This is a genomic window from uncultured Phyllobacterium sp., assembly GCF_902479695.1.
Taxonomy (GTDB): Bacteria; Pseudomonadota; Alphaproteobacteria; order Rhizobiales; family Rhizobiaceae; genus Phyllobacterium; species Phyllobacterium calauticae.
Window position 1 is genome coordinate 125,840 of sequence record NZ_CABSQF010000005.1, and the last position, 24,027, is coordinate 149,866.

Below are 24,027 nucleotides of genomic sequence, written 5' to 3' on the forward strand. Positions count from 1 at the left end.
CTGCTCCTGGGCATCGCGCTTCGGGAATGGACGTCATTCTGAGGATTCTTAGGCAATACAATACCGCCAGAACGGCGTTCACTGACGCAATAACGAAAGCGGCCCATAAGGGCAATGCGATGATGTGACCCAAGGATGGTTCTGGGGCTTGCGAATACGCCAAAACCACGCATGATCACACTGTTCCGCCTGCAAACTGGATTCGTCGATGCGCTATTCCGCTTTCTCCCTTCTCAAGAACGCCCTCAACGGCAACAAGGACTGGAAGCCTGCGTGGCGCAAACCCGATCCGAAGCCGGCCTATGATGTGGTGATCATCGGCGGCGGACACGGGCTGGCGACCGCCTATTACCTGGCCAAGGAACACGGCATCCGCAATATCGCTGTCGTGGAAAAGGGATGGCTCGGTTCCGGCAATATCGGCCGAAACACGACGGCTGTGCGGTCCAATTATCTCCTGACGGAAAACCAGCACTTCTACGAGGCATCGATGAAGCTCTGGGAGACCATGTCGCACGACCTCAACTACAATGTGATGTTCTCGCAGCGCGGCGTGGTCAATCTTGCGCACAACCTGCCGCAGCTCGATGTCTATATCCGGCGCGGCAACCAGATGCGGCTCAACGGCATCGATTGCGAGCTGATGAATCCGAAACAGCTGGAAAAACTCATACCCGGTCTCGACACCAGCGCATCCGCGCGGTTTCCGATTATCGGCGGCCTGATGCAGCGCAGCGCCGGTACGGCGCGCCATGATGCCGTAGTGTGGGCCTATGCGCGTGCAGCTGACCAGCTCGGCGTCGACATCATCGAGAATTGCGAAGTCACCAGCTTCATCAAGGACGGCGACAAGGTCACCGGCGTCATGACCACACGCGGTCCGATCAATGCGAAAAAGACCGCCTGCGCCGTCGCCGGACACACCAGCGAGCTGATGCGCCGGGCAGGTGTTGACCGGCTGCCGCTGGAATCGCATGTCCTGCAGGCCTTCGTTTCGGAAGCGCTCAAGCCCGTCGTCGATACGGTTGCGACATTCGGCGGCGGCCATCTCTATTTCAGCCAGTCGGACAAGGGCGGGCTGGTTTTCGGCGGCGATATCGACGGCTACAATTCCTACGCGCAGCGTGGCAACCTGCCCGTGGTGGAAGATGTGATGAGCGAGTTCGTCGCCCTCATGCCGGCGCTGGCCCGCGTCAAGCTGCTGCGCTCGTGGGGCGGAATCATGGACATGTCCATGGACGGCTCCCCCATCATCACCACCGGACCACTGCCGGGCATGTATCTCAACACCGGCTGGTGTTACGGCGGCTTCAAGGCAACGCCGATCTCCGGCAAATGTTTCGCCTGGACCATCGCCAAGGATGAGCCGCATCCGCTGTCGGCACCGTTCACGCTCGACCGGTTTTATCGCGGCTACGTCATTGACGACAAGGGCATGGGCCCCACGCCGCGCCTGCACTGAACTCGGCTTTAGTCTTCGGCGGCACGCTGCCGCAACACATCGCGAATCTCGGCAATATCGGCGAGCATGTCCTCGATGTTGGAGTTGTCGTGATGGCGCGGGGCGAAATGCATGTCGGCATATTCGTAGAGAAGCTGCGCGACCGCGACCTGATCCTCGGCCCATGCCGCATCTTCATCGGCCATTTCAGCCGCATCGGAAGCGGAATTGCGCGTTTGGGCTTGCCTGATGGCAGCACCCAGGCGTGACTCGGCGGGCGCTGCAACCGTGTTGTCCGTGCCATGTTCCGCCCGCTTTCCGCCCGACGGCGGACCCGGATCAAACGGGCCGTCGTTTCCGGCACCGGCTGGTGAAGGCTCAGGTCGGTTGCGGGCACCCCACCCGCGCAGCATTGCGACACCCAGTCCGGCAAGCAGGCCAGCCAGCATGCCGCCAATCACGGGAACACCGCGTGACGGCCCTGCGGGCTCGGCGGATGGCTGCGCTGGCGAAACAACCCGGATACTGGTGCCGCTCATATCGGCGTTTTGCGCGCTTGCCTGGCCGCGCTGCGCATAGGCGTCATAGGCCGCGCGCTTTGTTGCGGCATCCTGCTCCAGTGCTCGCAGCCGGCTCATGTCCCCGCCTGTTCCGGCCGTGCGCGATTTGAGCTGCGCAAGCTGGTTTGCCAGATCCTGCTCCCGCTGCACCGAACGCTTGAGTTCGGCCTGCGCCGAGGCGGCCATGCGGCTCAATTCGCTGCGCACTTCCTTGCGGATTGCCTCGACTTCCGACCGCGCCTGTATGAGCAGCGGATGGCGCGGTCCAAGCTTGATCGCCAGCGTATCGGCCTGCTGCTTGAGAACCGAATATTGCGAACGCAGCGCTGCTATCGCGTCGGACCCCAACGCATCCGGCACCGTGTTGCCGAGAACGCTATCCACCGATGCGCCTTGAATGGCGGCAGCCTGCGCGTTGAGCTTTATTGTCTGATCGCGGGCGGCAGCGAGCGCATCGCCCGCCTTTGCAACATCGTCGGCCGGTCCGCCCTGGGCATCGGCGAGATTGCTGCCGATCCTGAATTTCTGCGCCGCGTTCTCGGCATCTTCCGCAGCACTGCGCAGCTCATTCAGCCGGCCGGCAAGCGGGGCCGCTGTCCCCGCACCCGGTGACGGATTGCCCTGCTCTTCGATGAAGACATCGGACAGAGTATTGGCAAGGCGCGCGGATTTCTGCGGATCGCTGGATTTGACAGTAATATCGAAAACAAAATTCTGCGCGCTCCTCCCGACCGTGAGATTGTCGGAGAGATTGCGCACCAGCAATGCTTCGCGTGACGCTGTGTCCGGTGTGCTGTCGGTCGAGAAAAGCTCGCGAACGGCTGCAAGCCAGCCCTTGTCCTTCAGATTGCCATTGAATTCTGGGTCTTTGGCGAGACCCGTCCGGTCGATCACCTGGGAAAGCACACGGTTCGAGCGGATGGCGCGCAATTGGCTCTCGGCAATGGCCAGGGATGCCTCGGTCGGCAGCTGACCGGGCACAGGCGCTTTCCCGCTCAACGGGATGTTGCTCGGGTCGACCAGCAGTTCAGCGGTTGACGGGTAGAGCTTCGGCATTGTCATCGCATAGCCGGCACCAAGCAAGGTGCCGATCAGGGTCGTCGCGATAATCAGTTTTTTGGAATTGATGACGCGATTGAGGGCGTTGGACGGCTCGATGAACCGTTTCATCGCGACATGGTTGTCAGCAAGAGGCTTAAGGGGGCTTGTCGCCGCTGCAACGGGTGTATCGGCGGCAACCGTCGGCGAAACCGGCGCGACGGATGCGTTATCGTCGATCCGGCGGTTGAGTTCGGCCTTGATGGCCGCCATGTCGGCACGCATGCGATCGATGGCGATCTGCTCGGCCTCTTCATCCGTCAGGGCATTATCGGGCTCCGGCGCGGGGATCTGCGTGATTTCGCTGCTGGCCGCCAGACGCAGCGCCCGCATCCGCTGATAGTGTTCCAGATCGTCTTCGCGGCGGGGTGCTTGCGGGGGTGTTGCAGGCGCCACGCGTGCGGGCGCACTGCCCGCCGTTTCCGGCTGGCTGGCAAACGAGAGCAGCGAGCGTCGTGGCCGCTTGTCTATCCCGTTGTCCCGATCACCCATTCCTGTCCGCACTCCATAAGAACCGTTCAATACATTACCCCCGAAGCATGGCTTACGGTTAACCCAACCTAAAGTTCTATGGGAAATAAATCGTTAATCATTGGTGAAACACCGGGGAATTTATCCGAAGATGCCCTGCGGTGTCGCGGTGTCTCCCATTATTTCAATGATCGGTGCACCGGCCGCAGGGTTGCCCAGTTGACCCGGCGCTTAGGACCGGATCAAAGTGCGGCCACATGATTTGGGAGAAGACAGATGGTTGACAGCGTGGTTCTGGTTGGTTGCGGCAATATGGGTTTCGCGATGCTCAAGGGCTGGCTGGATGCCGGCATACTGAAGCCGGGACAGGTCCATGTCGTCGAACCGACCGATGCCTTGCGGGATCGGGCAGCGACACTCGGGGTCAACGCCGTCGCGGGCGCCGCATCGCTTGCCGCCGGTCTTCAGCCGCGGGTGATCCTGGTGGCGGTCAAGCCGCAGGTGATGGGCGACGTCCTGCCCGCCTACAAGCGCTTTGCGGAACACGCGACATTCGTGAGCGTGGCTGCCGGCATTACGGTAAACTTTTTCGAGAAGCATCTGGGCGACAAGACCGCGATCATTCGCACGATCCCCAACACCCCGGCGGCAATCGGCAAGGGCATGATCGTTACCTTCCGCAATCCCCATGTCGGTGACGACGATGCGGCATTTGTCGATAGGCTGCTGAAAACCAGCGGCGCCGTCGCCTCCGTTGACGATGAAAGCCTGATCGACGCGGTGACGGCCGTTTCGGGTTCCGGGCCTGCCTATGTGTTCCATTTCATCGAAGGCCTGACCGAGGCCGGTGTTGCTGCCGGGCTGACGCGGGAGATCGCCGGCCTTCTCGCCATGCAGACCGTTTATGGCGCCGGTGCGCTGGCTGCGGCCAGCGCAGACACCCCGACGACGCTGCGCGAACAGGTGACCAGCCCCAACGGCACCACCGCTGCGGCGCTGAAGGTGCTCATGGGCGAGGACCGGCTGAAGAACCTTCTGACCGAGGCCGTGCATGCGGCGCACCAGCGCGCCATCGAACTTGGGAAAGTTTGAGCTTTCCCACCCCGCCGGGCTGCGCTAGCCTTGCAGTATGAACGTTCACCCGTCCCTTGACCTGATACCGGAAACCAGGCCGCAGCGCGCCTACGGGCACGCCCGGCTGGCGGTGAAACCCGTCAATGGGCGTACGCGCATCGCCACGCTCTATCAGGAAGGCTGCGCGAAAATCCGGCTGCCGGACCGGGACGATGCGGCGCTGGAAGCCGTGATGATCAACACATCCGGCGGCCTGACCGGCGGCGACGACATGCGCTGGCAGTTCGACGCGGGCAATGATTGCCACGCGCAGATCACCACGCAGGCCTGCGAGCGCATCTACAAAGCCTCGTTTTCTGTCGCCCAGGTGGAAACCACGCTGTCGGTTGGCGAGAACGCCAGTCTCGCCTGGCTGCCGCAGGAGACGATCCTGTTTGAGCGCTCCGCCCTGAAGCGAACGCTGACGGCGCGGCTTGCCGGAACGGGCCGCGCGCTGATCATCGAGCCGGTGGTGTTCGGCCGCAAGGCGATGGGCGAGGACGTCCAGACCTGTACCTTCCGTGACCGCTGGCGCATCTACCGGCAGGACAGGCTGGTTCACGCCGAAGACTTTGCGATTGGTCCCGATACGGCAGTCATGCTTGCCCGGCCTGCCCTGCTCGGCGGGATGCGGACAATGGCCACCATCCTGCTGCTCGACCACGATGCGGAGCGGTATCTGGAGCCGGCGCGAAAAATAATCGGTGAAAAAGGCGGCGCTTCCGTCTGGTCTGGCAAGCTTCTTGCGAGGCTGGTGGATGAGGATGCCTATTCCCTGCGGAAACGGCTGATACCGCTGATTGAACTGCTGAATCAAAAGGCAGGCGTGCCTAAAGTCTGGTCAATCTAAGGCCTGGACCGCGGCGCACGGAACAAACATGGGATGGCCAAGAGGACAAAATGAACCTGACACTCCGTGAAAAAGACAAGCTCCTGATTGCCATGGCGGCAATGGTCGCCCGCCGCCGCCTCGAACGCGGCGTCAAGCTCAATCATCCGGAAGCCATTGCGCTCATTACGGATTTTGTCGTGGAGGGCGCGCGGGACGGCCGCTCGGTCGCCGAACTCATGGAAGCCGGGGCCCACGTCATCACCCGTGCCCAGGTGATGGAAGGCATCCCCGAGATGATCCATGACATTCAGGTGGAAGCCACGTTCCCCGACGGCACCAAGCTCGTCACCGTTCACGAACCGATCCGTTAGGAGGCACCATGATCCCGGGTGAAATCATTGCTTGCGCAGGCGAGATCGAACTGAACGCCGGCGCAACCACTGTAACACTAAAGGTTGCAAACACCGGCGACCGTCCCGTGCAGGTCGGCTCGCACTATCATTTCTTCGAAACCAACAATGCGCTGATATTCGACCGTGCTCAGGCACGCGGCATGCGGCTGGATATCGCGGCGGGAACCGCGGGGCGGTTCGAGCCGGGACAGGAGCGCGACGGGACGCTCGTGCCGCTTGGCGGCAACAGGACCGTTTACGGGTTCCAGCAAAAGATCATGGGAAAGCTTTGACCGATCAGCTTCCCCAATGCTCTGTCGCGCGGTCAGCTCGGCTTTTTGGTGACAAGGGTCAAAAGGCCCTTGGAATCGAGGCTCGCGACAACCACCGCCGCCGACGTCAGGCCCTTTTCCTTCAGGGCTGCGGAGACTTGCGGCGATGCATCGATCGAGGTGCGCAGCTGCTGCATGTCCTTGTCGGAGCGCTTGGCCACGGCATCGTTGACCTGGGTTTTCGTCCCCTCCGGCAATTCGTTGATATCGACAATATTGATCGTCGTGATCGGCACCGCTCCGGATTGCGCCGGGGCCTTGCTGGCCGGTTGCTGCGTGGCTGGTGCCGCAGTCTGCGCATAGGCGGCGGACGTGGCGAGCGGGAAAGCGGCGCACATGGCCAGGATCATCATCTTTCGCATCGTTTTTCCTTTCACGTGATTGGCGAACGATCATCTTTTGATGACGGGCGCAGTTCACCTGCGGAATTCGATCTCAAGCGGTCGGTTATCGGGTCATTCCGGGGCGATATCGTGGCCGGAATGTGGCTCCGGTCTCCCGCCGCCGTACGCGTACCGTGCCAGACCTACAGCCCAGGAGGGAACCATCATGCCCGCTAAAATCTCCCGCTCCGCCTATGCCCGCATGTTCGGCCCGACAACCGGCGACAAGGTGCGCCTTGCCGACACGGAGCTGTTCATTGAAGTGGAAAAGGATTTCACCATCCATGGCGAAGAGGTAAAATTCGGCGGCGGCAAGGTCATTCGCGACGGCATGGGACAGAGCCAGGTGGCCCGGGCTGACGGCGCCGTCGATACGGTCATCACCAATGCCCTGATCGTCGACCATACCGGCATCTACAAGGCGGATGTCGGGCTCAAGGACGGGCTGATTGCCGCCATCGGCAAGGCCGGCAATCCCGACACGCAGCCGGGCGTTACCATCATTATCGGGCCCGGCACGGAAATCATCGCCTGCGAGGGCAAGATTCTAACGGCTGGCGGCATGGACGCGCATATCCATTTCATCTGCCCGCAGCAGATCGACGAAGCGCTGATGTCCGGCGTGACCACCATGTTCGGCGGCGGCACCGGCCCGGCACACGGCACGCTGGCAACCACCTGCACGCCGGGCCCATGGCATCTGGCGCGGATGATCCAGGCCTTCGATTCCATTCCGATGAATCTCGGACTATCGGGCAAGGGCAATGCCTCGCAGCCGAAAGCGCTGGAGGAGATGATCCTCGGCGGCGCCTGTTCGCTGAAACTGCATGAGGATTGGGGCACCACGCCGGCTGCCATCGACAATTGCCTCACCGTTGCCGACCGGTTCGACGTTCAGGTCATGATCCATACGGACACACTCAACGAGAGCGGGTTTGTCGAGGATACGGTTGCCGCGTTCAAGGGGCGCACGATCCATGCTTTTCACACGGAAGGCGCAGGCGGCGGGCATGCACCTGACATCATCAAGATCTGCGGCCTGCCCAATGTCATTCCCTCGTCGACGAACCCGACACGGCCCTACACGAAGAACACCATTGCCGAACATCTCGACATGCTGATGGTCTGCCATCACCTGTCATCGTCGATCCCCGAAGACGTGGCGTTCGCCGAAAGCCGTATCCGCAAGGAAACCATCGCGGCCGAAGATATCCTGCACGATATCGGCGCCTTTTCGATCATTTCATCGGACAGCCAGGCCATGGGCCGCGTCGGCGAAGTTCTGATCCGCACATGGCAGACCGCCGACAAGATGAAACGCCAGCGCGGCAGCCTGCCGCAGGAAACCGGCGACAACGATAATTTCCGCGTGAAACGATATATTGCCAAATATACGATCAATCCGGCGATCGCGCAGGGTGTATCCCGGCATATCGGCTCGATCGAGGTGGGCAAGCGCGCCGATCTCGTGTTGTGGAATCCGGCCTTCTTCGGCGTCAAACCCGACATGGTGCTGCTGGGCGGTTCCATCGCCGCCGCGCCGATGGGCGACCCCAATGCATCCATCCCGACGCCGCAGCCGGTGCATTACCGCCCCATGTTCGGCACCTTCGGCAAGAATGTCTCCAATTCCTCCGTTGTCTTTGTCAGCAAGGCATCGATTGAGGCTGGCCTGCGCCAATCGCTTGGAACGGACAAGCGCTTGATCGGCGTCGAGAACACCCGTGGCGGCATTTCAAAGGCATCGATGATCCACAATGACGCCACGCCGCACGTGGAAGTTGACCCTGAAACCTATGAAGTGCGCGCCGACGGCGAACTTCTGACATGCGAACCGGCGACAGTGCTGCCCATGGCGCAGCGTTACTTCCTGTTCTGAGGAGAATGAACCATGAAACGCGTCACAGGCCATGCGCATGCCGGTCACTACACAGGCACGCCCTTCGACCATATCGTCCTGGCGCATGACGAGAGGCATCTGCGCCGCAAGGTCCTGACCCTGCAACGGGGCGAGCAGATCCTAATCGACCTGCCCGATCCCATCGCCTTCACCCATGGCGACGTCCTTGTCCTCGAAGATGGAAGCATGGCGGAGATTATCGCCGCCGAAGAAATCCTCTACGAAGTGACGCCGCGCGACCGGCAGCACCTGTCAGAATTGGCCTGGCATCTTGGCAACCGCCATTTGCCGGCGCAGATGGAAGAAGACCGCATCGTCATCTTACGCGACCATGTGATCAAGGCCATGCTGGAAGGTCTTGGAGCCAAGGTGACCGAGATCGTTGCGCCATTCCATCCGCTGCGCGGCGCCTATCATAGTGGTCACGATCATGATCACCACGACCATGGGCATAGCCACAGCCATGAACATCACCATCACTCCCATGACTGATTTCACCGCAAACACCGCGCTGCTGCGGCTCATGACCTGGCTGTCCCCGGCCTTTCCCGTCGGCGCCTTTTCCTACAGCCATGGCATTGAACGGGCAGTCCATGACGGACTGATCCGCGACAAGGATACGCTGCACGCATGGCTGATCGACCTTCTGCACCACGGCTCCGTCTGGAACGACGCCTTGCTGTTTGCCGCCGGTTGGCATGATGCGCGGGAAGGTGGAGATTGCCAGTCCATTGCAACCCTTGGCGAGGCCATGGCCGGATCGAGGGAACGGCACATGGAAACCATGCTGCAAGGCAGTGCTTTCCTGCAAGCCATCGCGCACTGGGCAGCAGACCAATCAGGCACGACCAGCGAAATGCCCTACCCCGTTGCGGTTGCCATTGCCGCTGCCGGCAATGGCGTGGCGCTGCAGCCGGGGCTGGCCGCCTTTCTGCATGCGGTCCTTTCCAACCTCATTCAGGGTGCGGTACGGCTTGTTCCGCTTGGCCAAAGCCACGGGGTCGCGCTGATGGCGGCACTGGAACAGCCGATCCTGGCGGTTGCGCAACGCGCCGCCGCGTCAGGCCTCGATGACTTGGGATCGGCAGCGGTCCTATCGGACATCATGGCGATGCAGCATGAAACACAATATTCAAGGGTTTTCCGGTCATGATCTCACAGAATGGACCGCTTCGTGTCGGGATTGGCGGCCCCGTTGGCTCTGGCAAGACCACGGTCACCGAAATGCTGTGCAAGGCGATGCGCGACCGCTACTCCGTCGCCGTCGTGACCAATGACATCTATACCAAGGAAGACGCGCTGATCCTCAGCCGCCTGCAGGCCCTGCCGGAAGACCGGATCATGGGTGTGGAGACCGGCGGCTGTCCGCATACCGCCATTCGCGAGGATGCCACGATCAATCTGCAGGCGATTGCCGAGATGAACAAGCGCCATCCGGACCTCGATATCGTCTTCATCGAATCCGGCGGTGACAATCTCGCCGCAACATTCTCGCCTGATCTCGCTGACCTGACCATTTATGTCATCTCGGTCTGCCAGGGCGAAAAAATACCGCGCAAGGGCGGCCCCGGCATTACCCGTTCCGACCTCCTGATCATCAACAAAAAGGATCTGGCGCCCTATGTCGGCGCCGATCTTGACGTCATGGAAGCCGACACGAAACTGCAGCGCGGGGCCAAGCCCTATGTTTTCACCGACATGCTGCGGCGCAACGGGCTTGATGAGGTCATCGCATTCATTGAGACCGCAGGGGGTCTGCGGCCTTAGCCGCTGGCCCGTGCAGGCTCGGCCTGCTGCCCTGCGATCATGACCTCGGCGAGAATTTCGTAGGACCGAATCCGCGCCTTGTGATCGAATATGTGGCCCGTCGCCATGATTTCATCGGCGCCGGTGCGCCGGATGAACTCTTCGACACCCGCCTTGACCGTCGACGGTGAACCGGCGACCGTGCAGGATAGCGACTGGCGCAAAATCGCCCGCGCGTGCAGGTCGAGTGTTTCTTCGTAACCTTCGACAGGCGCGGGCAATGGCCCCGGCATACCCGTGCGCAGATTGACGAATGCCTGCTGCTGCGAGCTTTTCAATAAATGTGCTTCGTCATCCGTCTCCGCTGCGAAGACATTCAGCCCCAACATGACATAGGGCTTTTCCAGATGCTCGGACGGTTCGAACCTTGCCCGGTAAATCTCCACTGCCCGCTCCATTTCGGCTGGGGCAAAATGCGAGGCGAAGGCGTAGGGCAGCCCGAGGGCTGCCGCCAGCTGGGCGCCAAACAGGCTCGAACCCAAAATCCAGACCGGAACATCGAGTCCCGCACCCGGTACGGCCTGGACTTTCTGGCCGGGTTCCGGTTCGCGGAAATAGCTCATCAGTTCCACCACATCCTGCGGAAAACCGTTGATGTCCTGTTCCAGATTACGGCGCAGGGCATGGGCGGTGATCTGATCTGTGCCGGGCGCGCGACCGACGCCGAGATCAATGCGGCCCGGATGCAATGCCGCAAGGGTGCCGAAAGCCTCGGCGACCATCAGCGGCGCATGGTTCGGCAGCATGATGCCGCCGGCACCAAGGCGAATGGTCGAGGTGCCGGCAGCCACATGCGCGATGACGACGGCTGTCGCAGCACTCGCAATGCCGCGCATGTTGTGATGCTCGGCAAGCCACAATCGGTTGTAGCCGAGACGTTCGGCATGCTGGGCCAGATCCAGCGAATTGCGAAGGGATTGCCCTGGCGTGCTGCCAACGGGAACCGGTGAAAGGTCGAGGACGGAAAGTGGGGTCATTGCCTTCATATAGGCGAGCAATCATCGCGCACAATGCGCGGCAACCGATTCATGATTCACAAAATTTGAAGCCATGTTCAATGGAAGACAATGAATCCCCGCGCCCTGAATTGGACCACCATTCAGTTCTTCAGGACCCGCAGACCGGCAGCCTCGGCACGCAATTCCATTCCAACAAGCGCACGTGTTTCCTGGGACAATTGTTCATCGGACTCTCGGATAGCCGTTTCAATGAAATAGGCGATCATTTCAAAGCCTTCACCATCGGCAATAGCGCACAGTTTCGAGAGTTCTGTTTTCAATACTTTCAGCGTCTGAACTCTTTTGTTCATGCTATTCTCTCCAGATCCCACCAACGGCACTACCATTTTTTCTTTTCATTGAAACATTCACACTATTGCAGATAAAAATCCATGTTGCAGACCGCACGATCAACAAACTCTGCGGCACAATTAATGGATATTTTCCTCAGTAGTTAATTGTTCTTGCAGTTTATATTGAAAGTTTTCTCACGGTATTATTAGCAAAATTCACCGCTTGAAAAGCCCTGCAATGATCACAACTTTTGGCAATAGCTCCTTACCTTGATTCAAATTTACATAAAATTATAATTACTTACGAACAACATCATGAATGCATTCATTTATTTTTTCCGGCCCCAAATTTATCGGTCAGAGCCGGGAGATTTGCAGCTGTGGTTTTCCGCATATTTCTTTTGATCCCGACTTCACCGCCTTGTCGATCAGGCCGGAAGCAAGGTCTGAAACCACTTCGACGGCGATATCTTCCGGCAATCCGGTCTCGGCCATTCCGGCTTTCATCGCGGCAAAACTTGCCGCACTGTCGGTTCCGCAAATATAGGCTTTGGCTTCCAGCAAGGCGGCCCGTTCAAACTTTTTGTTGTAGATCTCACTGGCCTCGGACGGCGCTGCGGCCTGCCCCTTCATGCTGAAGGCTCCTGCCGGCTGGATCGACAATGCCGACGCTATCATTGCTACCATAAGGACTGACGCAGATATTTTACGCATCTTCTCGGCCTCGATTGCGGAGGTCCAATGCTTTCATCATCGGCCTCTTTACGAAGCATTAACGAATCAGGATGCCCGAAAGTTCCGTTCGCGCGCTCAACTCGGCGTGATGGCCAGGTGATAATTGAACGCTTCTTTGCTGCATTGCACCAGACGCATTGCTGCTATGCAATATTATCTGTATTAAATCACATCAATGGAGTTATTGTTGGATCAGGAATTTTCGACAGCGTCACCTCCTCCCGGCTCTGTCGAAACGGTCGGCCTCTTCTCCTCCCAGAAGGCCTTCCATAACCAACGAAACCCACCGCACCTCCTCCCGCGGTGGGTTTTGTTGTTTCAGGGCTTCCCACACTCCCCTCAAGCAACGCGCCAGACGAAAACACCGGCCAGAGTTTGATCTCGCGGGCCGGTGCTTTGAAAAACATTCAAGTCTTTGAAGGTGCATCCAGGTTTTACTGCACCGCGTTCTGGGCGCCCGGTGTCTCAGGAACCTTTGACGGAACGGCCTTCTGGGTCAGGGACTTGGGTGGCGGAACAAAATGCGTGTCCTTCGCCGGCGACAGGGCATCCGCTGCTGCTTTCGGACTGTTGCTTGTGCTGGTACTCGTGCTTGTGCTGCAGGCCGCCAGGACCATGAGAGACAAGACAGCCAAGGGTAATGCAATGCGCATTCGACATTCCTTTGTTTGCATGAAAGAGCCGCCCAAGCGACACTTAGGACAATCGCGCCCGCTTGACCACCCAATCCAAGCCATCGAGCGTCAAATAAAGCGCGGGCCCGGTCCTTGAAAACCGGGCCCGCGTTCCCTAGCGAATGAGGATCGCCCTGAGGTCATTGACATTGGTGCCGGTTGGCCCCGGGACGAAGAGATCGCCGATGGCATTGAACGCCGACCAGGCATCATTGCCGTTGAGATAGGCGGATGCGTCGAGCCCCTTCGCCAAAAGCCGCGCGATACTGCCGCTGTCGGCAAAGGCCCCGGCATTGTCCTCCGAGCCATCGATCCCGTCCGTGTCCGCCGCAAAGGCGCTGATACCGTCATATCCGTCGATATCGAGCGCCAGAGACAGCAGGAACTCGCTGTTGCGGCCGCCCTTGCCTTTTCCCCGCACGGTCACCGTGGTTTCACCGCCGGAAAGCAGGACCACGGGTTTGGCAAACGGCTGATTTTTGGCCAGCACCTGCTTGGCCAGAGCCGAATGCACGTGCGCCACCTCGCGCGCCTCGCCTTCAATGGCATCGGACAACACGACCGCCTCCACGCCAAGTGAACGGGCAGCATCGGCCGACGCTTCCAGCGAAACGGCAGCGGAGGCAATGACCCGGTGCTCATGCCCCGCGAATACCGCATCTGACGGCTGGGGCGCGTCGGCCGCTGCCGACTGCAGGTGTTTCAGGGCTGCCGCCGGCAGAGCGAGACTGTAGCGTTCGACGATCCGCAGGGCATCCTCACGGGTTATGGCGTCGGCAACGGTCGGACCTGATGCAACAAAGGCCGGATTGTCGCCGGGTATATCGGACACGATCAATGAAAAGACGCGGGCGGGATATGCGGCCGCAGCCAACCTTCCGCCCTTGATCGTGGAGAGATGCTTGCGCACGGCGTTCATCGCGGAAATCGGCGCTCCCGAAGCGAGCAGCGCCCTGTTGACCGCGATCTCGTCATCGAGGGTCATGCCTTCCGGCGGCGATGGCAGCAAGGCCGACCCGCCGCCAGAGATCAGTGCGACCACCAGATCATCGCTGGTCAGGCCCGAAACGGTTTCGAGCAGGCGCTTCGAGGCAACAAGACCCGCCGCATCCGGCACGGGATGCGAAGCTTCGATGATCTCGATGCGCTCGCACGCAACCCCAAAGCCGTAACGGGTGACCACCAAGCCTTCCAGCGGGCCATCCCAGGCCTTTTCAAAGGCGCTTGCCATCTGCGCCGATCCCTTGCCCGCACCGATCACAATGGTCCGGCCCTTGGGCTTTTCCGGCAGATGCGCGGCAATCGTGCGCTGCGGATCAGCGGCGGCGACGGCGGCTTCAAACAGCTTTTTGAAAAATTCCTTATCCTGCATGCGCGTCACATATCCAGATCAAAGACAAAAACACCCTGAACGCCGTCGGCAGCGGCGGCAACAATGCGCCCGCCGATAGCCCTGTGCCCGGCGTCGTCAAGGTAGGTGTCACGCGCATCCGCATCGGCGAAATCGATGATGAAGCCTTCGCTGAAGCCTTTGTCCATGCCGGTTTCCGGACTGACATTGGCACCGGCATGAAAGGACAGGACGCCGGGCAGTTTTCCGCAAAGCGTTGCAAGATCGTTGTATATGTCCTGGCGGGTAGCCGCGGCGACATCACCGCGAAAACGAATAAAAACACAATGGCGAATCACGGAAGAGACTTTCACTGATGGTTGGCGGCCCGATTGTGCGGTGAAGCAGCAAGACCTGGCATTGTCTTGGATCAATCGACGCGTATCCTGACGGGATTGCCGAAAATTGCGAGCGCTATTTCCGCCTCCCGTGCAAATTTCTCCGGGCGGGCCTAGCCGAACAATCGTTCCACCGACATGGCCATCGACAACAGGCGACGATCCGCGCCATGCCGGGCAAACAGCATCAGCCCCCCGGGCAATGCCAGGCCCGGCATGGGAATGCTGATCGCGGTCAAATCGAACTGGTTGGCAATCTGCGGGTTGCGTAACAAGAGGCCTTCCGTCCGTTTGTAGAATTCCTCGTTCTCGCTTACGTCGGCGATCAGCGGAGCCGTCATTGGCACCGTCGGCAGAGCCAGGACATCATAGGCGGCAATATACCGGTCCATTTTTCGCACCAGCGCCTGCCGCTTTTGCATCACGCCGATGTAGTCGGCTTCCGCAACACTCAAGCGTCGCCGCAAGGTTTTCTGGACGCGCTGATCCACATCAAGCCCCGTCTCATTCAGCCAGTCCGCATGAACCCGGCTGCCTTCGATCCCGGCAATGGAGCCGACCGACGTCGCTTCAGCCATTTCATCGACCAGTTCATCCAGCGTGCATTCCACCAGGATCGCTCCGGCTTTTTCGCATAGAAGCAGGCTTTCCTCGAATGCCCGAGCGATAACCGGTTCCATTGCGGAGAGAACCTCCCCCTGCGGCAGGCCGATGCGCAGGCCGGTCAGGGACAGCGGTTCAGGGACATCCGGGGCCTCCCCCGCCATCGCCGCATCCGCCACGGCGCAATCGGCGACCGAGCGCGCCAAGGGACCAACGGAGTCAAGACTTGGCGACAGCGGAAACGCACCCTGCAGGGGAATGCGCTTTGCCGTGGGCTTGAAACCGGCAACACCATTGAGCGCGGCGGGAATGCGGATGGACCCGCCCGTGTCCGACCCTATGGAAATCTCGCTCGTGCCATCGGCGACAGAAATCCCGGCGCCGGTTGACGATCCGCCGGCAATGCGGCTGCTGTCGCGGGCATTTCCGGCGATGGGATAGTGCGGATTGAGGCCAACGGCGGTGAAGGCAAACTCGGTCATGATGGTTTTGCCGACAATAACGGCGCCGGAGCGCCGCAAACGCTCGACGATCACCGCATCCCTGGCCGGGGCAGGCGCACTCTGGCGCATGCGCGAGCCAGCCAGGGTTGGTTCGCCAGCCACATCGAACAGATCCTTGATCGAAACGATCCGGCCATCGAGGCCGCCAAGGCTGGTCCCTTCGCGCATCCGTCGGTCCGAGGCATCCGCCTCCGCCCGTGCGGAGGCGGCATAGAGCTTGACGAAGGCATGCCCGTCTCCAGCAGCGATGGCTGCAAGGCTTTGCTCCAGTTTATCACGCACAGATTCGACCGATTGAGACAAAGGCATCCTCCCCTCACACATGAACTGCATTGTCTATAACGCCGCCTGCAGAAAATTCAAAAGGGGGTTCGGATTGCCGGTTATATTGCTATGCAGCATGCTCATTGCTGCCATGCAACATTAGCAATTTTCATGTGGCCGAACGCGTCGCACTATTTCCTTGGGAGGTTGGTCAAAAATAAGGGGAATACCAAATGAGCCTTCGCAACCATATCCAGAAGTGGCGCCAGTATCGTCAGAACCTGTATGAATTGAGATTGTGCACAGATCGCAATCTCGCCGACCTCGGCATCGCCCGCTCGGACATCCGCCGCGTCGCGTGGCAGGCCTGCGACTGAGCCTTTCAACAGCTGCATTTATGTGGACTTAATCGAGCAGGCCGTTATCGGCCTGCTTCAGTGACCGACGCCGAATGAGTAATTCCAGGTCACGCCGATTGCCTTCTGGTCCTTGGACCCGAGTTTCGGCACAATCGGACTATCCTCCGCATCGCCCGCCAGCCGGTCATACCGGCCGAACACCTGAACGCTCCACGCATCCGAGAATGAGTAGGTGGTGGCGGCGACAATCCCGTATGATTTGACCCCGCCACCGGGCGTGTACGGCTCGACGCGGTGGTTGTTGTGGGATTCTTCTTCCGTCACACCAAAGGTGTTGCGCATATAGGTGCTGTCGGCAAGCGACAGGCGGGGGCCGACAGAGAACAGAAATTTATTATAGCGCTGGAATACGTCGGCCGAGAGATCGGCGACGAGCCCCTCAGAATTATTGAAAGCCTGCCTCACCTCGGCGCGCACGCGCAAACGATCCTGGATCGGCCAGAACTGCGCGAACACGCCGCCATCCACGGTCCATGACACATGGCGCAGGCCGACAAAGCCCCGATCATCCGAATGGGAACGGCCGGACCGGAAACCGATGACGGGGCCGATCTCCAGCCCGCCGAGGGTCAGCAGCGTATAGTCGATATTGTCGTCGGGCGCACTCATGCCCTCAGGCTCATCACCACGCCGGATATCGAAGGACGGCATGAAACCGAAGCCGTTGGCACGCGCACCTTCAAACTTGCTGCCATATTCGACGCTGGCGCCAACCGTCACGATCCAGCGCGCCGGATTGACGGGCTTGCCGTCACTGGCAATCGGGTCAGAATCTGCCGCAAAGGCACTGTGGGCAGTGGCGGTCACAAGACCAGCGCACGCCAGTGCGGCGGCAAATTGCCTTATACTCCGATACATCATCTCAAACGGTTGTCCCGATTTGCAATCATCCAGGATTGCCCCACCAGCAAAATTCATTTCCCTGGCCAATGCCAGCGCCATTCTCATCAGAGAAAATAGGCGCTTGAATGATATAAGTCACCTTCTGAACGGAAACGACAGGAAAATCGATATACGCAGTGAATCAATTTTAAACCAGAGACAATCCACAGGGACACGCGCCCTTCCCGCAAACCACGCAATCGCGGCGGCGGACCTGTGAGTGTATTGCCTTTTTACAACCGCTGATTTAGTGACGATTATGGTGTCACTCTCGAAGCTTCGAATAGTATTTCTCCGTGCAGTTCGACGTGAAAATAAGCGGCGCGTTGTCTATACTTGCCTTTTTGGGTATTCCGAACGTTTCTCAGATTTTGAGTACGACCGGCCAGAGAATACAGATTTCGTCTGCTTCACAGATGATCCGAAACTGTCCTCAGATTTTTGGCGGGTTATTCACGTGCCCGCCTCATCGCTCGATCCGCACAGGACATCCAAAGGCTATAAAATTCGACCGCATCTGTATTTCCCCGACCACAAATACAGTCTCTATCTCGACAATACGGTGAAACTGAAAAAGCCGGTATCGGCCATATTCGATGCGTTTGCGGCCTCGAGAGATATGATGCAGGCGTTTGTTCATCCTGAGAGAGATTGTGCCTACGAGGAGGCCAGGGTTGTCGCTGATATCGGATATGACAGGAAATCCATCGTCGAGCAGCAAATGGCATTCTATCGAGAGCTAGGTTATCCGCAGACCAATGGCTTGAATGTCGGAACGCTCCTGCTGCGCAAGCACAATGAGCGGCGGGTCGTTGCAGCAATGAATGCGTGGTATGAGGAAGTGCTGAAGTTCTCCAAACGCGACCAGCTCTCCTTCAATTTCATACAATGGCGTCATGGCTTGCAGGTATCGCCAATCCTCGGATCACCGCACGAAAACGAAATGATGGAATGGCCAACTGTTTTGAACAGCCAAAGGCTGCCCCGTGACTTCGAAGATAACAGGTATCTGGAACTCAATCAGGACGTCGCTGCTGCCGCGGTAAATCCGCGTGAACATTACTTGCATTACGGTATGAGCGAAGGCCGATCATATAAGTGATTGCCATTCTATGGCCCTCATGCCTGCTGCACCACGACGCAATATGAAATCGGCTCATATCCGACGTGGCTATCAAGCAAACTATTGATCTTATTGAGAAAGAAGTGGTGCCCAGACGCGGATTCGAACCACGGACACGCGGATTTTCAATCCGCTGCTCTACCAACTGAGCTATCTGGGCACTTCAGGCATTTCCGTTATCCGGCAAGCCTTTCTGACAGCGTTGATTTTCCGTCAGAAGCGGGTGGGTTATAACACTAAAAATCCCCCTGTCCAGCATCAACTGACGAATTTTTTGCCGTTTTTCTGCCTCTTGCAAACAGCATGCATTGATGCGTTGTTTATTATCCAAAGAGACAGGATTCGCATTTCATGGATGAAACGGGGGACAAAGCTGCCAGGAGCAGTGCTTTTGGCTGGGGAATCATCGGCAGCGGCGAGATCGCTCAGCGATTTGCCGCCGATCTTGCGTTTGTTCCGCAGGCTTTCATCGCCGCCAATTATTCCCGCTCGCTCGCCAATGCCGAGCAGTTCCGCGATGCATTTGGCAGCAAGCGCGCCTTTGGCGACCTTGATTCCCTGCTGGCAGACCCGGCCGTCGATGCCGTCTATATCGCAACACCCAATTCCATCCATCTGGCGCAGGCCCTGAAGGCCGTGCGCTCCGGCAAGGCCATCCTCACGGAAAAGCCCATTGCGCCATCCCACACGGAAGCCTCGGTCATCCAGCGCGAAGCAGCCCGAATCAAGGTCTTTGCCATGGAAGCCATGGAGACCCGCTTCCTGCCGGCTGTCGTGGCGGCCAAAGCGAAAATCAATGCGGGCGAGATCGGAACGATTCGCCGAATCACCGCGGAACTCGCCCATGCCGAGGATTACACGCCGGAAAACCGGCTGTTCAACCGGTCCCTCGGCGGCGGTGCCACGCTTGACCTCGGCATCCACGGCGTCTCCCTGGCGATGCATTTTCTCGGCCAGCCGCAAAAAGTATCCGGCCTGTGGCACGCCGCGCCGAATGGCGTGGATATGAGCTCGGAAATAGCGCTGCACTATGATGGGGCCGACGCGATCCTGTCCTGCGGTTTTGATCGCGACGGCGCGAATCATTGCGTCATCGAGGGAACGCAGGGCACGCTGCGGCTGGATGCCCCATTTGACAAGGCGCAGCGGCTGACGATGTACCGGCCCTTCCTGGTTGCGACACCCTTCGGCCCGCTGAAACGGTCGGGAGGCCTGCTTGGCAGGCTGCTTGATCGCCTGCCGGTCCCCGGGCGCAGGAGCGAAGACTATCCGTTTGAAGGCAACGGCCGGCAGTTTGAAGCCATGGCGGTGATGGACGCCATGCGCAAGGGTGAAACAAGCGCAAGGACCATGCCCCTGAGCGACAGCATCCATGTACTGCGTGCGATCAATATCGTGCTGGCACAGCCCGCCACACCGCGTGTGATCAAGCTCTGAAACGTTTCACGGCGGTGCGTTCAGCGTTCGGTGTCGTCTTCGCTGTCGTCGGCGCTTTCAACCGCCGGAAGAACATAGGCACCCGTCAGCCAGCGATTGAGATCGACATTGCGGCAGCGGCTCGAGCAGAAGGGATAGTGCTCCCGCTGTGACGGCCGCTTGCATTCCGGGCATGGCCGTGTCGGCCGCAATGGCGTTACCTTCGCCGCGCTGTTGTTTTCGTCCATCAGTCCAAGACCTAGTGTGCCGATGATTGCCAGTTGGCATAGACGGGATAACCCTCGCCATGCAGGAGACCGGCTGTCTCGTAAAGCGGCAGGCCGACCACATTGCTGTAGGAGCCGACAAGCTTGACCACAAAACCGCCCGCAAGCCCCTGAATGGCGTAGCCACCGGCTTTTCCGCGCCATTCACCCGATGCAAGATAGCTCTCCAGCTCCTCGCGCGAAAGACGCTTGAAGCGCACCCGGGTTTCGATCAGATCCTGACGGATCTTGCCCTTCGGCGTGACAAGGCAAAGACCCGTGAAAACGCGGTGCGAACGGCCGGACAAAAGGCGCAGGCAGTTGGTTGCGTCGTCGAGAATTTCAGCCTTGGGCAGAATGCGGCGGCCAACCGCCACTACGGTATCGGCAGCGATGATGTAGGACTTGCCAAGGTCCGCGTCACCTTTCAACTCATCTGCCACCTTTTCGGCCTTGAGGCGCGACAGACGGCGTGCGAGCGAACGCGGGTGCTCGGCACGCAAAGGCGTTTCGTCCACGTCGGCGGGCAACAGGCGATCGGGCTCCAGGCCGATCTGGCCCAGCAGCGCCAGACGGCGCGGCGAGCCGGATGCCAGAACCAGTTTGTGTTGATCGCTCATGAACGCATTCCTGGAAATTCGTGTCCTGCGGACAAGTCAGGCCGAAGCCGGGAGGACTGTTATTTGAAGCGGTAGGTAATGCGACCCTTGGTCAGATCGTATGGGGTCATCTCGACAAGGACCTTGTCACCCGCCAGAACGCGGATGCGGTTCTTGCGCATACGGCCGGCTGTGTGAGCAATGATTTCATGATCGTTTTCAAGCTTGACCCGGAACATCGCGTTGGGCAGCAGCTCCGTCACGAGACCGGGAAACTCTAGTACTTCTTCTTTCGCCATGCGTAGTTCTATCTCCAGAAAGGAATTTGCGGTCACACTCGACCGCAATTTTGGGCGGAACCTATAGTATTGCGCGGCATTTGTGAACAAGGGAGTTCAATGCAATTGTGCACGGGCTGACAAACGTTCGAATTGCCTAGCCGAAACGCGCTTGAATATGGTGTTTGAGGTTGTCGCGCACGTCGCGATAGGCCTCCATGATCTGGTCACGGCGTCCGCGCACCAGCGTCGGATCGGGTGTCGGCCAATATTCCACATGGACCGATGTCGTTCGCGTCAGCTCCAGCGCCATGTGATGGGCCTTGGGCGACAGCGTGATGATCAGGTCGAAATAGTCGTCTTCAAGCTCTTCGAAGGTGCGCGGGTGCAGGGAAATGCGCTTCAATCCGAGTTCTTCCAGCACGGCATCGACGAATGGGTCCGGTTCGCCTTTTTCAACACCGGCCGAGGCAACATAGACCCGGGGCGGCAGCAGGCTGCGGGCCAGCGTTTCGGCAATGGGCGAACGGATGGAGTTCATACCGCAGATGAACAGCACCGCACCGGGCATGCTCCGTTTGGCAGGCTCCTGCCCGTCCGGGAGCTTGTCGGGTTCGGCGCCTACTGGTCCGCTCATCCCCGCCAATGCAGCACACACACCAGGGTAAAGAGGCGGCGGGCGGTATCGAAATCCACCTCGATCTTGCCGTTCAGGCGATCCATCAGCGCTTGCGATCCTTCATTGTGCAGCCCCCGCCTCCCCATATCGATGGCTTCGATCTTGCTTGGACTGGATGAGCGGATGGCCTCGTAATAGCTCTCGCAGATCATGAAGTAATCCTTCACCACCTTGCGCAATGGCGTCAGCGACAGAATATGGGTGACCACATCGTCACCGGCCTCACGCGAAATGGCAAAGACGAGACGCGACTCGATCAGCGACAGTCTCAGGCGATAGGGGCCCATCCCCTCGTCATTGACAGGACGGAAGCTGTTTTCCTCGATGAGATCAAAGATGGCAACGGCGCGCTCATGCTCGACATCGGGCGTGGAGCGGCCGATGGTCTCGTCCAGCTCCACATCGATCAATCGCGCATCGGTATTGCCCGTTGCTGTCATTGTCACCCTATAGGTTCAACCGAATGGCGACGGAATTGCCGTGCGCATCAAGACCTTCGGCGCGCGCGAGTTCTATCGCCGCCGGCCCGAGAGCGCGCAACTGTTCCACACCCAGCTTCAGGATGGACGTTCGCTTGACATAGTCAAGCACCGAAAGGCCGGAAGAGAACCGGGCTGACCGCGCCGTCGGCAGGACATGGTTGGAGCCGCCGACATAGTCGCCGATCACCTCGGGCGTATAGCGGCCAAGGAAAATGGCCCCTGCGTTGCGCACGCCCGCCAGCAGTGCTTCCGGATCAGCGGTCGCGATTTCCAGATGCTCGGCCGCGATGCGGTTGACCAGCGGCAGTGCAGCGTGCAAATCCTGAACCTGGATCACCGCGCCATAATCGCGCCAGCTGGCGCTTGCCGTTTCCGTCCGGGGTAGTTTTGCCAGTTGGCGCTCGACGGCGGCGATAACAGCATTGCCGAATGCCTCGTCGTCGGTGATCAGGATCGACTGCGACGCCGTATCGTGCTCGGCCTGGGCCAGAAGATCGGCAGCGATCCAGTCCGGGTCGTTGTCGCTGTCGGCCAGAATGAGAACCTCCGACGGACCTGCGATCATATCGATGCCGACAGTGCCGAAAACGCGGCGCTTGGCAGCGGCCACATAGGCATTGCCCGGACCAACGATCTTCGACACCGGTGCTATGGTTTGCGTGCCATAGGCCAGCGCGGCGATTGCCTGTGCACCGCCTACCCGGTAAATCTCGGAAACGCCGGCAAGGCGTGCGGCCACGAGAACCAGCGGATTGAGCTTTCCGTCCGGAGACGGCACAACCATGACGATGCGCTCGACGCCGGCAACCTGGGCCGGGACAGCGTTCATGAGGACCGAACTCGGATAACTGGCCGTGCCGCCCGGCACGTAAAGCCCGACCGATTCCACCGCCGTCCAGCGCGACCCGAGTTCCACACCCAGTGCGTCGGTGTAGCGGTCGTCCTGCGGCATCTGCCGCTGGTGGTGGGAGTGAATGCGGTTGCGGGCGAGCTTGAGCGCCTCGACGGTTTCCAGCGGCGCTGATGCCATCGCCACATCGATTTCGGCTGGTGTGATGGCAATGCCATGCTGCACAAGGTCGATACGGTCAAAACGCTGCGAATACTCGATAAGCGCCGCATCGCCTTCGGTGCGAACCCGATGAATAATATCGGCAACCACGCGATCCACATCCTCCGATACTTCGCGCTTGGTCAGAAGAAACGCGGAAAACCGGGATTCAAAATCAGGATCGGACTGCCTCAACACCAAAACCACAATAACTGCTCCTCTTGCCTGTCAGGCTTCGTGTTCCGGCTTGAAATCGGTTTCCCATGCGGGTCCGAGATCGGTCAGCTGGGCCTCGATGGCTTCCACCTCGAGCCGCAACGCCCTGTTGGCAGCAAATGTCAGCTCGATCACGCCTGAAGGCGCATCGCCAACAATGAAGCGGATCGCCAGCAGGGAAAGCACATCGTCCTTGAAGCGGCGGTCGATGCCGGTTGCCTTGAGGCTTTTCACCCGGGCGAAATGCAGCGCCGTGCGCCGGCGTTCAAAACTGCGGTGGCGTTTGCCATCGGCGGCCAATTCCCAGACAAACCGGTTGACGGCCAGCACCAGACGGCTTTCGGCCGGCAGATAATCGATATCGGCTATTTTCAGCACCGAATCCTGCAGATGCGCAGAAAGGATTTGCAGATCTTCCTCATCAAGCGCGATGAGTTTGAGAGTGTCCATGTCTACCCTTTGCATAACTTTTCAGGACCATGGCGCGCAA

General features: G+C 59.4%; 28 protein-coding genes and 1 tRNA gene. 12 read left to right on the top strand and 17 right to left on the bottom strand.

The window, feature by feature from the left end; translation table 11 throughout:
• The first annotated feature begins 208 nt into the window (after positions 1 to 208).
• Positions 209 to 1,462 (top strand): sarcosine oxidase subunit beta family protein, encoded by a 1,254-nt coding sequence (locus RDL77_RS05085; protein ID WP_223611780.1) that lies wholly within the window; start codon positions 209 to 211, stop codon positions 1,460 to 1,462.
• Positions 1,463 to 1,470: 8 nt separating this feature from the next.
• On the opposite strand, the gene RDL77_RS05090 is transcribed toward RDL77_RS05085, so the two are convergent.
• Positions 1,471 to 3,591 carry a GumC family protein gene (locus RDL77_RS05090; RefSeq protein WP_288192032.1) on the bottom strand — a complete coding sequence of 707 codons (2,121 nt, stop codon included), beginning with the start codon at positions 3,589 to 3,591 and terminating at the stop codon, positions 1,471 to 1,473.
• A 255-nt stretch (positions 3,592 to 3,846) separates the two neighbouring features.
• Here RDL77_RS05090 and proC point away from each other — a divergent pair, with 255 nt between their 5' ends.
• From proC to RDL77_RS05110, 4 genes are read left to right on the top strand one after another with little or no spacing between them, the layout of a single operon-like run.
• Complete coding sequence (proC, locus tag RDL77_RS05095) at positions 3,847 to 4,662, top strand: pyrroline-5-carboxylate reductase (protein ID WP_223611785.1); 816 nt, start codon at positions 3,847 to 3,849, stop codon at positions 4,660 to 4,662.
• Positions 4,663 to 4,699: 37 nt separating this feature from the next.
• Positions 4,700 to 5,533, top strand: a complete 834-nt coding sequence (locus RDL77_RS05100) for an urease accessory protein UreD (protein WP_288192033.1) — start codon at positions 4,700 to 4,702, stop codon at positions 5,531 to 5,533.
• Positions 5,534 to 5,583: 50 nt separating this feature from the next.
• Positions 5,584 to 5,886 (top strand): urease subunit gamma, encoded by a 303-nt coding sequence (locus RDL77_RS05105; protein ID WP_105736392.1) that lies wholly within the window; start codon positions 5,584 to 5,586, stop codon positions 5,884 to 5,886.
• Positions 5,887 to 5,894: 8 nt separating this feature from the next.
• Positions 5,895 to 6,200, top strand: a complete 306-nt coding sequence (locus tag RDL77_RS05110; protein WP_288192034.1) for an urease subunit beta — start codon at positions 5,895 to 5,897, stop codon at positions 6,198 to 6,200.
• Between the two features lie 32 nt (positions 6,201 to 6,232).
• On the opposite strand, the gene RDL77_RS05115 is transcribed toward RDL77_RS05110, so the two are convergent.
• On the bottom strand, positions 6,233 to 6,601 hold the full coding sequence (locus tag RDL77_RS05115) for a hypothetical protein (RefSeq protein ID WP_288192035.1): 369 nt from the start codon (positions 6,599 to 6,601) through the stop codon (positions 6,233 to 6,235).
• Positions 6,602 to 6,788: 187 nt separating this feature from the next.
• Between RDL77_RS05115 and ureC the strand changes: the two genes are divergently transcribed.
• Genes ureC through ureG form a run of 4 tightly spaced genes read left to right on the top strand, consistent with a single transcriptional unit; the run spans position 6,789 to position 10,289 of the window.
• Positions 6,789 to 8,501 (top strand): urease subunit alpha, encoded by a 1,713-nt coding sequence (gene ureC, locus RDL77_RS05120; protein WP_223611795.1) that lies wholly within the window; start codon positions 6,789 to 6,791, stop codon positions 8,499 to 8,501.
• A 12-nt stretch (positions 8,502 to 8,513) separates the two neighbouring features.
• Positions 8,514 to 9,014, top strand: coding sequence for an urease accessory protein UreE (gene ureE, locus RDL77_RS05125; RefSeq protein WP_288192036.1), 501 nt, complete (start codon positions 8,514 to 8,516; stop codon positions 9,012 to 9,014).
• Positions 8,953 to 9,675, top strand: coding sequence for an urease accessory protein UreF (locus tag RDL77_RS05130; RefSeq protein ID WP_288192037.1), 723 nt, complete (start codon positions 8,953 to 8,955; stop codon positions 9,673 to 9,675). The genes ureE and RDL77_RS05130 overlap by 62 nt, the downstream gene beginning before the upstream one ends.
• On the top strand, positions 9,672 to 10,289 hold the full coding sequence (gene ureG, locus RDL77_RS05135) for an urease accessory protein UreG (protein ID WP_223611800.1): 618 nt from the start codon (positions 9,672 to 9,674) through the stop codon (positions 10,287 to 10,289). Before RDL77_RS05130 ends, ureG begins: the two co-directional genes overlap by 4 nt.
• Here ureG and RDL77_RS05140 read toward each other — a convergent pair.
• From RDL77_RS05140 to RDL77_RS05165, 6 genes are all read right to left on the bottom strand, one after another.
• Positions 10,286 to 11,305, bottom strand: a complete 1,020-nt coding sequence (locus RDL77_RS05140; protein ID WP_288192038.1) for an LLM class flavin-dependent oxidoreductase — start codon at positions 11,303 to 11,305, stop codon at positions 10,286 to 10,288. The genes ureG and RDL77_RS05140 overlap by 4 nt on opposite strands.
• Before the next feature lie 122 nt (positions 11,306 to 11,427).
• Entirely contained in the window at positions 11,428 to 11,637 is a 210-nt protein-coding gene (locus tag RDL77_RS05145; protein ID WP_091883335.1) for a hypothetical protein, read from the bottom strand.
• A gap of 339 nt (positions 11,638 to 11,976) precedes the next feature.
• Entirely contained in the window at positions 11,977 to 12,252 is a 276-nt protein-coding gene (locus tag RDL77_RS05150) for a hypothetical protein (RefSeq protein WP_288192039.1), read from the bottom strand.
• Positions 12,253 to 13,143: 891 nt separating this feature from the next.
• Positions 13,144 to 14,400 carry a glycerate kinase gene (locus RDL77_RS05155; protein WP_374042663.1) on the bottom strand — a complete coding sequence of 419 codons (1,257 nt, stop codon included), beginning with the start codon at positions 14,398 to 14,400 and terminating at the stop codon, positions 13,144 to 13,146.
• A 5-nt stretch (positions 14,401 to 14,405) separates the two neighbouring features.
• On the bottom strand, positions 14,406 to 14,717 hold the full coding sequence (locus tag RDL77_RS05160) for a Dabb family protein (RefSeq protein WP_223611809.1): 312 nt from the start codon (positions 14,715 to 14,717) through the stop codon (positions 14,406 to 14,408).
• A gap of 152 nt (positions 14,718 to 14,869) precedes the next feature.
• Positions 14,870 to 16,171: an amidase gene (locus RDL77_RS05165; protein WP_288192041.1), complete on the bottom strand. Its 1,302-nt coding sequence runs from the start codon at positions 16,169 to 16,171 to the stop codon at positions 14,870 to 14,872.
• Between the two features lie 188 nt (positions 16,172 to 16,359).
• Here RDL77_RS05165 and RDL77_RS05170 point away from each other — a divergent pair, with 188 nt between their 5' ends.
• Entirely contained in the window at positions 16,360 to 16,503 is a 144-nt protein-coding gene (locus RDL77_RS05170) for a DUF1127 domain-containing protein (protein WP_223611812.1), read from the top strand.
• Between the two features lie 57 nt (positions 16,504 to 16,560).
• On the opposite strand, the gene RDL77_RS05175 is transcribed toward RDL77_RS05170, so the two are convergent.
• Positions 16,561 to 17,352, bottom strand: coding sequence for a MipA/OmpV family protein (locus RDL77_RS05175; RefSeq protein ID WP_223611814.1), 792 nt, complete (start codon positions 17,350 to 17,352; stop codon positions 16,561 to 16,563).
• Positions 17,353 to 17,686: 334 nt separating this feature from the next.
• On the opposite strand from RDL77_RS05175, the gene RDL77_RS05180 reads away from it, so the two are divergent.
• Positions 17,687 to 18,529, top strand: coding sequence for a glycosyltransferase domain-containing protein (locus tag RDL77_RS05180; RefSeq protein ID WP_288192042.1), 843 nt, complete (start codon positions 17,687 to 17,689; stop codon positions 18,527 to 18,529).
• Between the two features lie 105 nt (positions 18,530 to 18,634).
• On the opposite strand, the gene RDL77_RS05185 is transcribed toward RDL77_RS05180, so the two are convergent.
• Positions 18,635 to 18,710 (bottom strand) — tRNA-Phe (locus RDL77_RS05185).
• A gap of 191 nt (positions 18,711 to 18,901) precedes the next feature.
• Here RDL77_RS05185 and RDL77_RS05190 point away from each other — a divergent pair.
• Complete coding sequence (locus tag RDL77_RS05190; RefSeq protein WP_288192043.1) at positions 18,902 to 19,987, top strand: Gfo/Idh/MocA family protein; 1,086 nt, start codon at positions 18,902 to 18,904, stop codon at positions 19,985 to 19,987.
• Between the two features lie 20 nt (positions 19,988 to 20,007).
• Here RDL77_RS05190 and yacG read toward each other — a convergent pair whose 3' ends face one another.
• From yacG to RDL77_RS05225, 7 genes are all read right to left on the bottom strand, one after another.
• Positions 20,008 to 20,214 carry a DNA gyrase inhibitor YacG gene (gene yacG, locus RDL77_RS05195; RefSeq protein WP_374042664.1) on the bottom strand — a complete coding sequence of 69 codons (207 nt, stop codon included), beginning with the start codon at positions 20,212 to 20,214 and terminating at the stop codon, positions 20,008 to 20,010.
• Positions 20,215 to 20,225: 11 nt separating this feature from the next.
• Entirely contained in the window at positions 20,226 to 20,852 is a 627-nt protein-coding gene (locus tag RDL77_RS05200) for a Maf-like protein (RefSeq protein ID WP_223611818.1), read from the bottom strand.
• Positions 20,853 to 20,911: 59 nt separating this feature from the next.
• Positions 20,912 to 21,130 carry a translation initiation factor IF-1 gene (infA, locus tag RDL77_RS05205; protein WP_008122731.1) on the bottom strand — a complete coding sequence of 73 codons (219 nt, stop codon included), beginning with the start codon at positions 21,128 to 21,130 and terminating at the stop codon, positions 20,912 to 20,914.
• A gap of 136 nt (positions 21,131 to 21,266) precedes the next feature.
• Positions 21,267 to 21,746 carry a low molecular weight phosphatase family protein gene (locus RDL77_RS05210; protein WP_223611819.1) on the bottom strand — a complete coding sequence of 160 codons (480 nt, stop codon included), beginning with the start codon at positions 21,744 to 21,746 and terminating at the stop codon, positions 21,267 to 21,269.
• Positions 21,743 to 22,228, bottom strand: a complete 486-nt coding sequence (locus RDL77_RS05215) for a UPF0262 family protein (protein ID WP_223611821.1) — start codon at positions 22,226 to 22,228, stop codon at positions 21,743 to 21,745. Before RDL77_RS05215 ends, RDL77_RS05210 begins: the two co-directional genes overlap by 4 nt.
• A gap of 7 nt (positions 22,229 to 22,235) precedes the next feature.
• Positions 22,236 to 23,528 (bottom strand): histidinol dehydrogenase, encoded by a 1,293-nt coding sequence (gene hisD, locus RDL77_RS05220; RefSeq protein WP_288192044.1) that lies wholly within the window; start codon positions 23,526 to 23,528, stop codon positions 22,236 to 22,238.
• A gap of 21 nt (positions 23,529 to 23,549) precedes the next feature.
• The gene (locus RDL77_RS05225) at positions 23,550 to 23,987 is read right to left on the bottom strand and encodes a DUF2948 family protein (RefSeq protein WP_223611825.1); all 438 of its coding nucleotides are present in this window, start codon (positions 23,985 to 23,987) and stop codon (positions 23,550 to 23,552) included.
• Positions 23,988 to 24,027: the final 40 nt, after the last annotated feature.

Bases quoted from the DNA above. Each gene is read 5' to 3' on its own strand.
- proC (WP_223611785.1), top strand. From the start codon at position 3,847: ATGGTTGACAGCGTGGTTCTGGTTGGTTGCGGCAATATGGGTTTCGCG.
- RDL77_RS05100 (WP_288192033.1), top strand. From the start codon at position 4,700: ATGAACGTTCACCCGTCCCTTGACCTGATACCGGAAACCAGGCCGCAG.
- RDL77_RS05130 (WP_288192037.1), top strand. From the start codon at position 8,953: ATGATCACCACGACCATGGGCATAGCCACAGCCATGAACATCACCATC.
- RDL77_RS05190 (WP_288192043.1), top strand. From the start codon at position 18,902: ATGGATGAAACGGGGGACAAAGCTGCCAGGAGCAGTGCTTTTGGCTGG.
- ureC (WP_223611795.1), top strand. From the start codon at position 6,789: ATGCCCGCTAAAATCTCCCGCTCCGCCTATGCCCGCATGTTCGGCCCG.
- RDL77_RS05210 (WP_223611819.1), bottom strand. From the start codon at position 21,746: ATGAGCGGACCAGTAGGCGCCGAACCCGACAAGCTCCCGGACGGGCAG.
- RDL77_RS05165 (WP_288192041.1), bottom strand. From the start codon at position 16,171: ATGCCTTTGTCTCAATCGGTCGAATCTGTGCGTGATAAACTGGAGCAA.
- yacG (WP_374042664.1), bottom strand. From the start codon at position 20,214: ATGGACGAAAACAACAGCGCGGCGAAGGTAACGCCATTGCGGCCGACA.
- RDL77_RS05170 (WP_223611812.1), top strand. From the start codon at position 16,360: ATGAGCCTTCGCAACCATATCCAGAAGTGGCGCCAGTATCGTCAGAAC.
- infA (WP_008122731.1), bottom strand. From the start codon at position 21,130: ATGGCGAAAGAAGAAGTACTAGAGTTTCCCGGTCTCGTGACGGAGCTG.
- RDL77_RS05145 (WP_091883335.1), bottom strand. From the start codon at position 11,637: ATGAACAAAAGAGTTCAGACGCTGAAAGTATTGAAAACAGAACTCTCG.
- RDL77_RS05110 (WP_288192034.1), top strand. From the start codon at position 5,895: ATGATCCCGGGTGAAATCATTGCTTGCGCAGGCGAGATCGAACTGAAC.
- RDL77_RS05090 (WP_288192032.1), bottom strand. From the start codon at position 3,591: ATGGGTGATCGGGACAACGGGATAGACAAGCGGCCACGACGCTCGCTG.
- RDL77_RS05155 (WP_374042663.1), bottom strand. From the start codon at position 14,400: ATGCAGGATAAGGAATTTTTCAAAAAGCTGTTTGAAGCCGCCGTCGCC.
- RDL77_RS05200 (WP_223611818.1), bottom strand. From the start codon at position 20,852: ATGAGCGATCAACACAAACTGGTTCTGGCATCCGGCTCGCCGCGCCGT.
- RDL77_RS05215 (WP_223611821.1), bottom strand. From the start codon at position 22,228: ATGACAGCAACGGGCAATACCGATGCGCGATTGATCGATGTGGAGCTG.
- RDL77_RS05180 (WP_288192042.1), top strand. From the start codon at position 17,687: ATGGTGTCACTCTCGAAGCTTCGAATAGTATTTCTCCGTGCAGTTCGA.
- ureG (WP_223611800.1), top strand. From the start codon at position 9,672: ATGATCTCACAGAATGGACCGCTTCGTGTCGGGATTGGCGGCCCCGTT.
- RDL77_RS05085 (WP_223611780.1), top strand. From the start codon at position 209: ATGCGCTATTCCGCTTTCTCCCTTCTCAAGAACGCCCTCAACGGCAAC.
- RDL77_RS05140 (WP_288192038.1), bottom strand. From the start codon at position 11,305: ATGACCCCACTTTCCGTCCTCGACCTTTCACCGGTTCCCGTTGGCAGC.
- RDL77_RS05150 (WP_288192039.1), bottom strand. From the start codon at position 12,252: ATGAAGGGGCAGGCCGCAGCGCCGTCCGAGGCCAGTGAGATCTACAAC.
- RDL77_RS05105 (WP_105736392.1), top strand. From the start codon at position 5,584: ATGAACCTGACACTCCGTGAAAAAGACAAGCTCCTGATTGCCATGGCG.
- RDL77_RS05225 (WP_223611825.1), bottom strand. From the start codon at position 23,987: ATGGACACTCTCAAACTCATCGCGCTTGATGAGGAAGATCTGCAAATC.
- RDL77_RS05115 (WP_288192035.1), bottom strand. From the start codon at position 6,601: ATGCGAAAGATGATGATCCTGGCCATGTGCGCCGCTTTCCCGCTCGCC.
- ureE (WP_288192036.1), top strand. From the start codon at position 8,514: ATGAAACGCGTCACAGGCCATGCGCATGCCGGTCACTACACAGGCACG.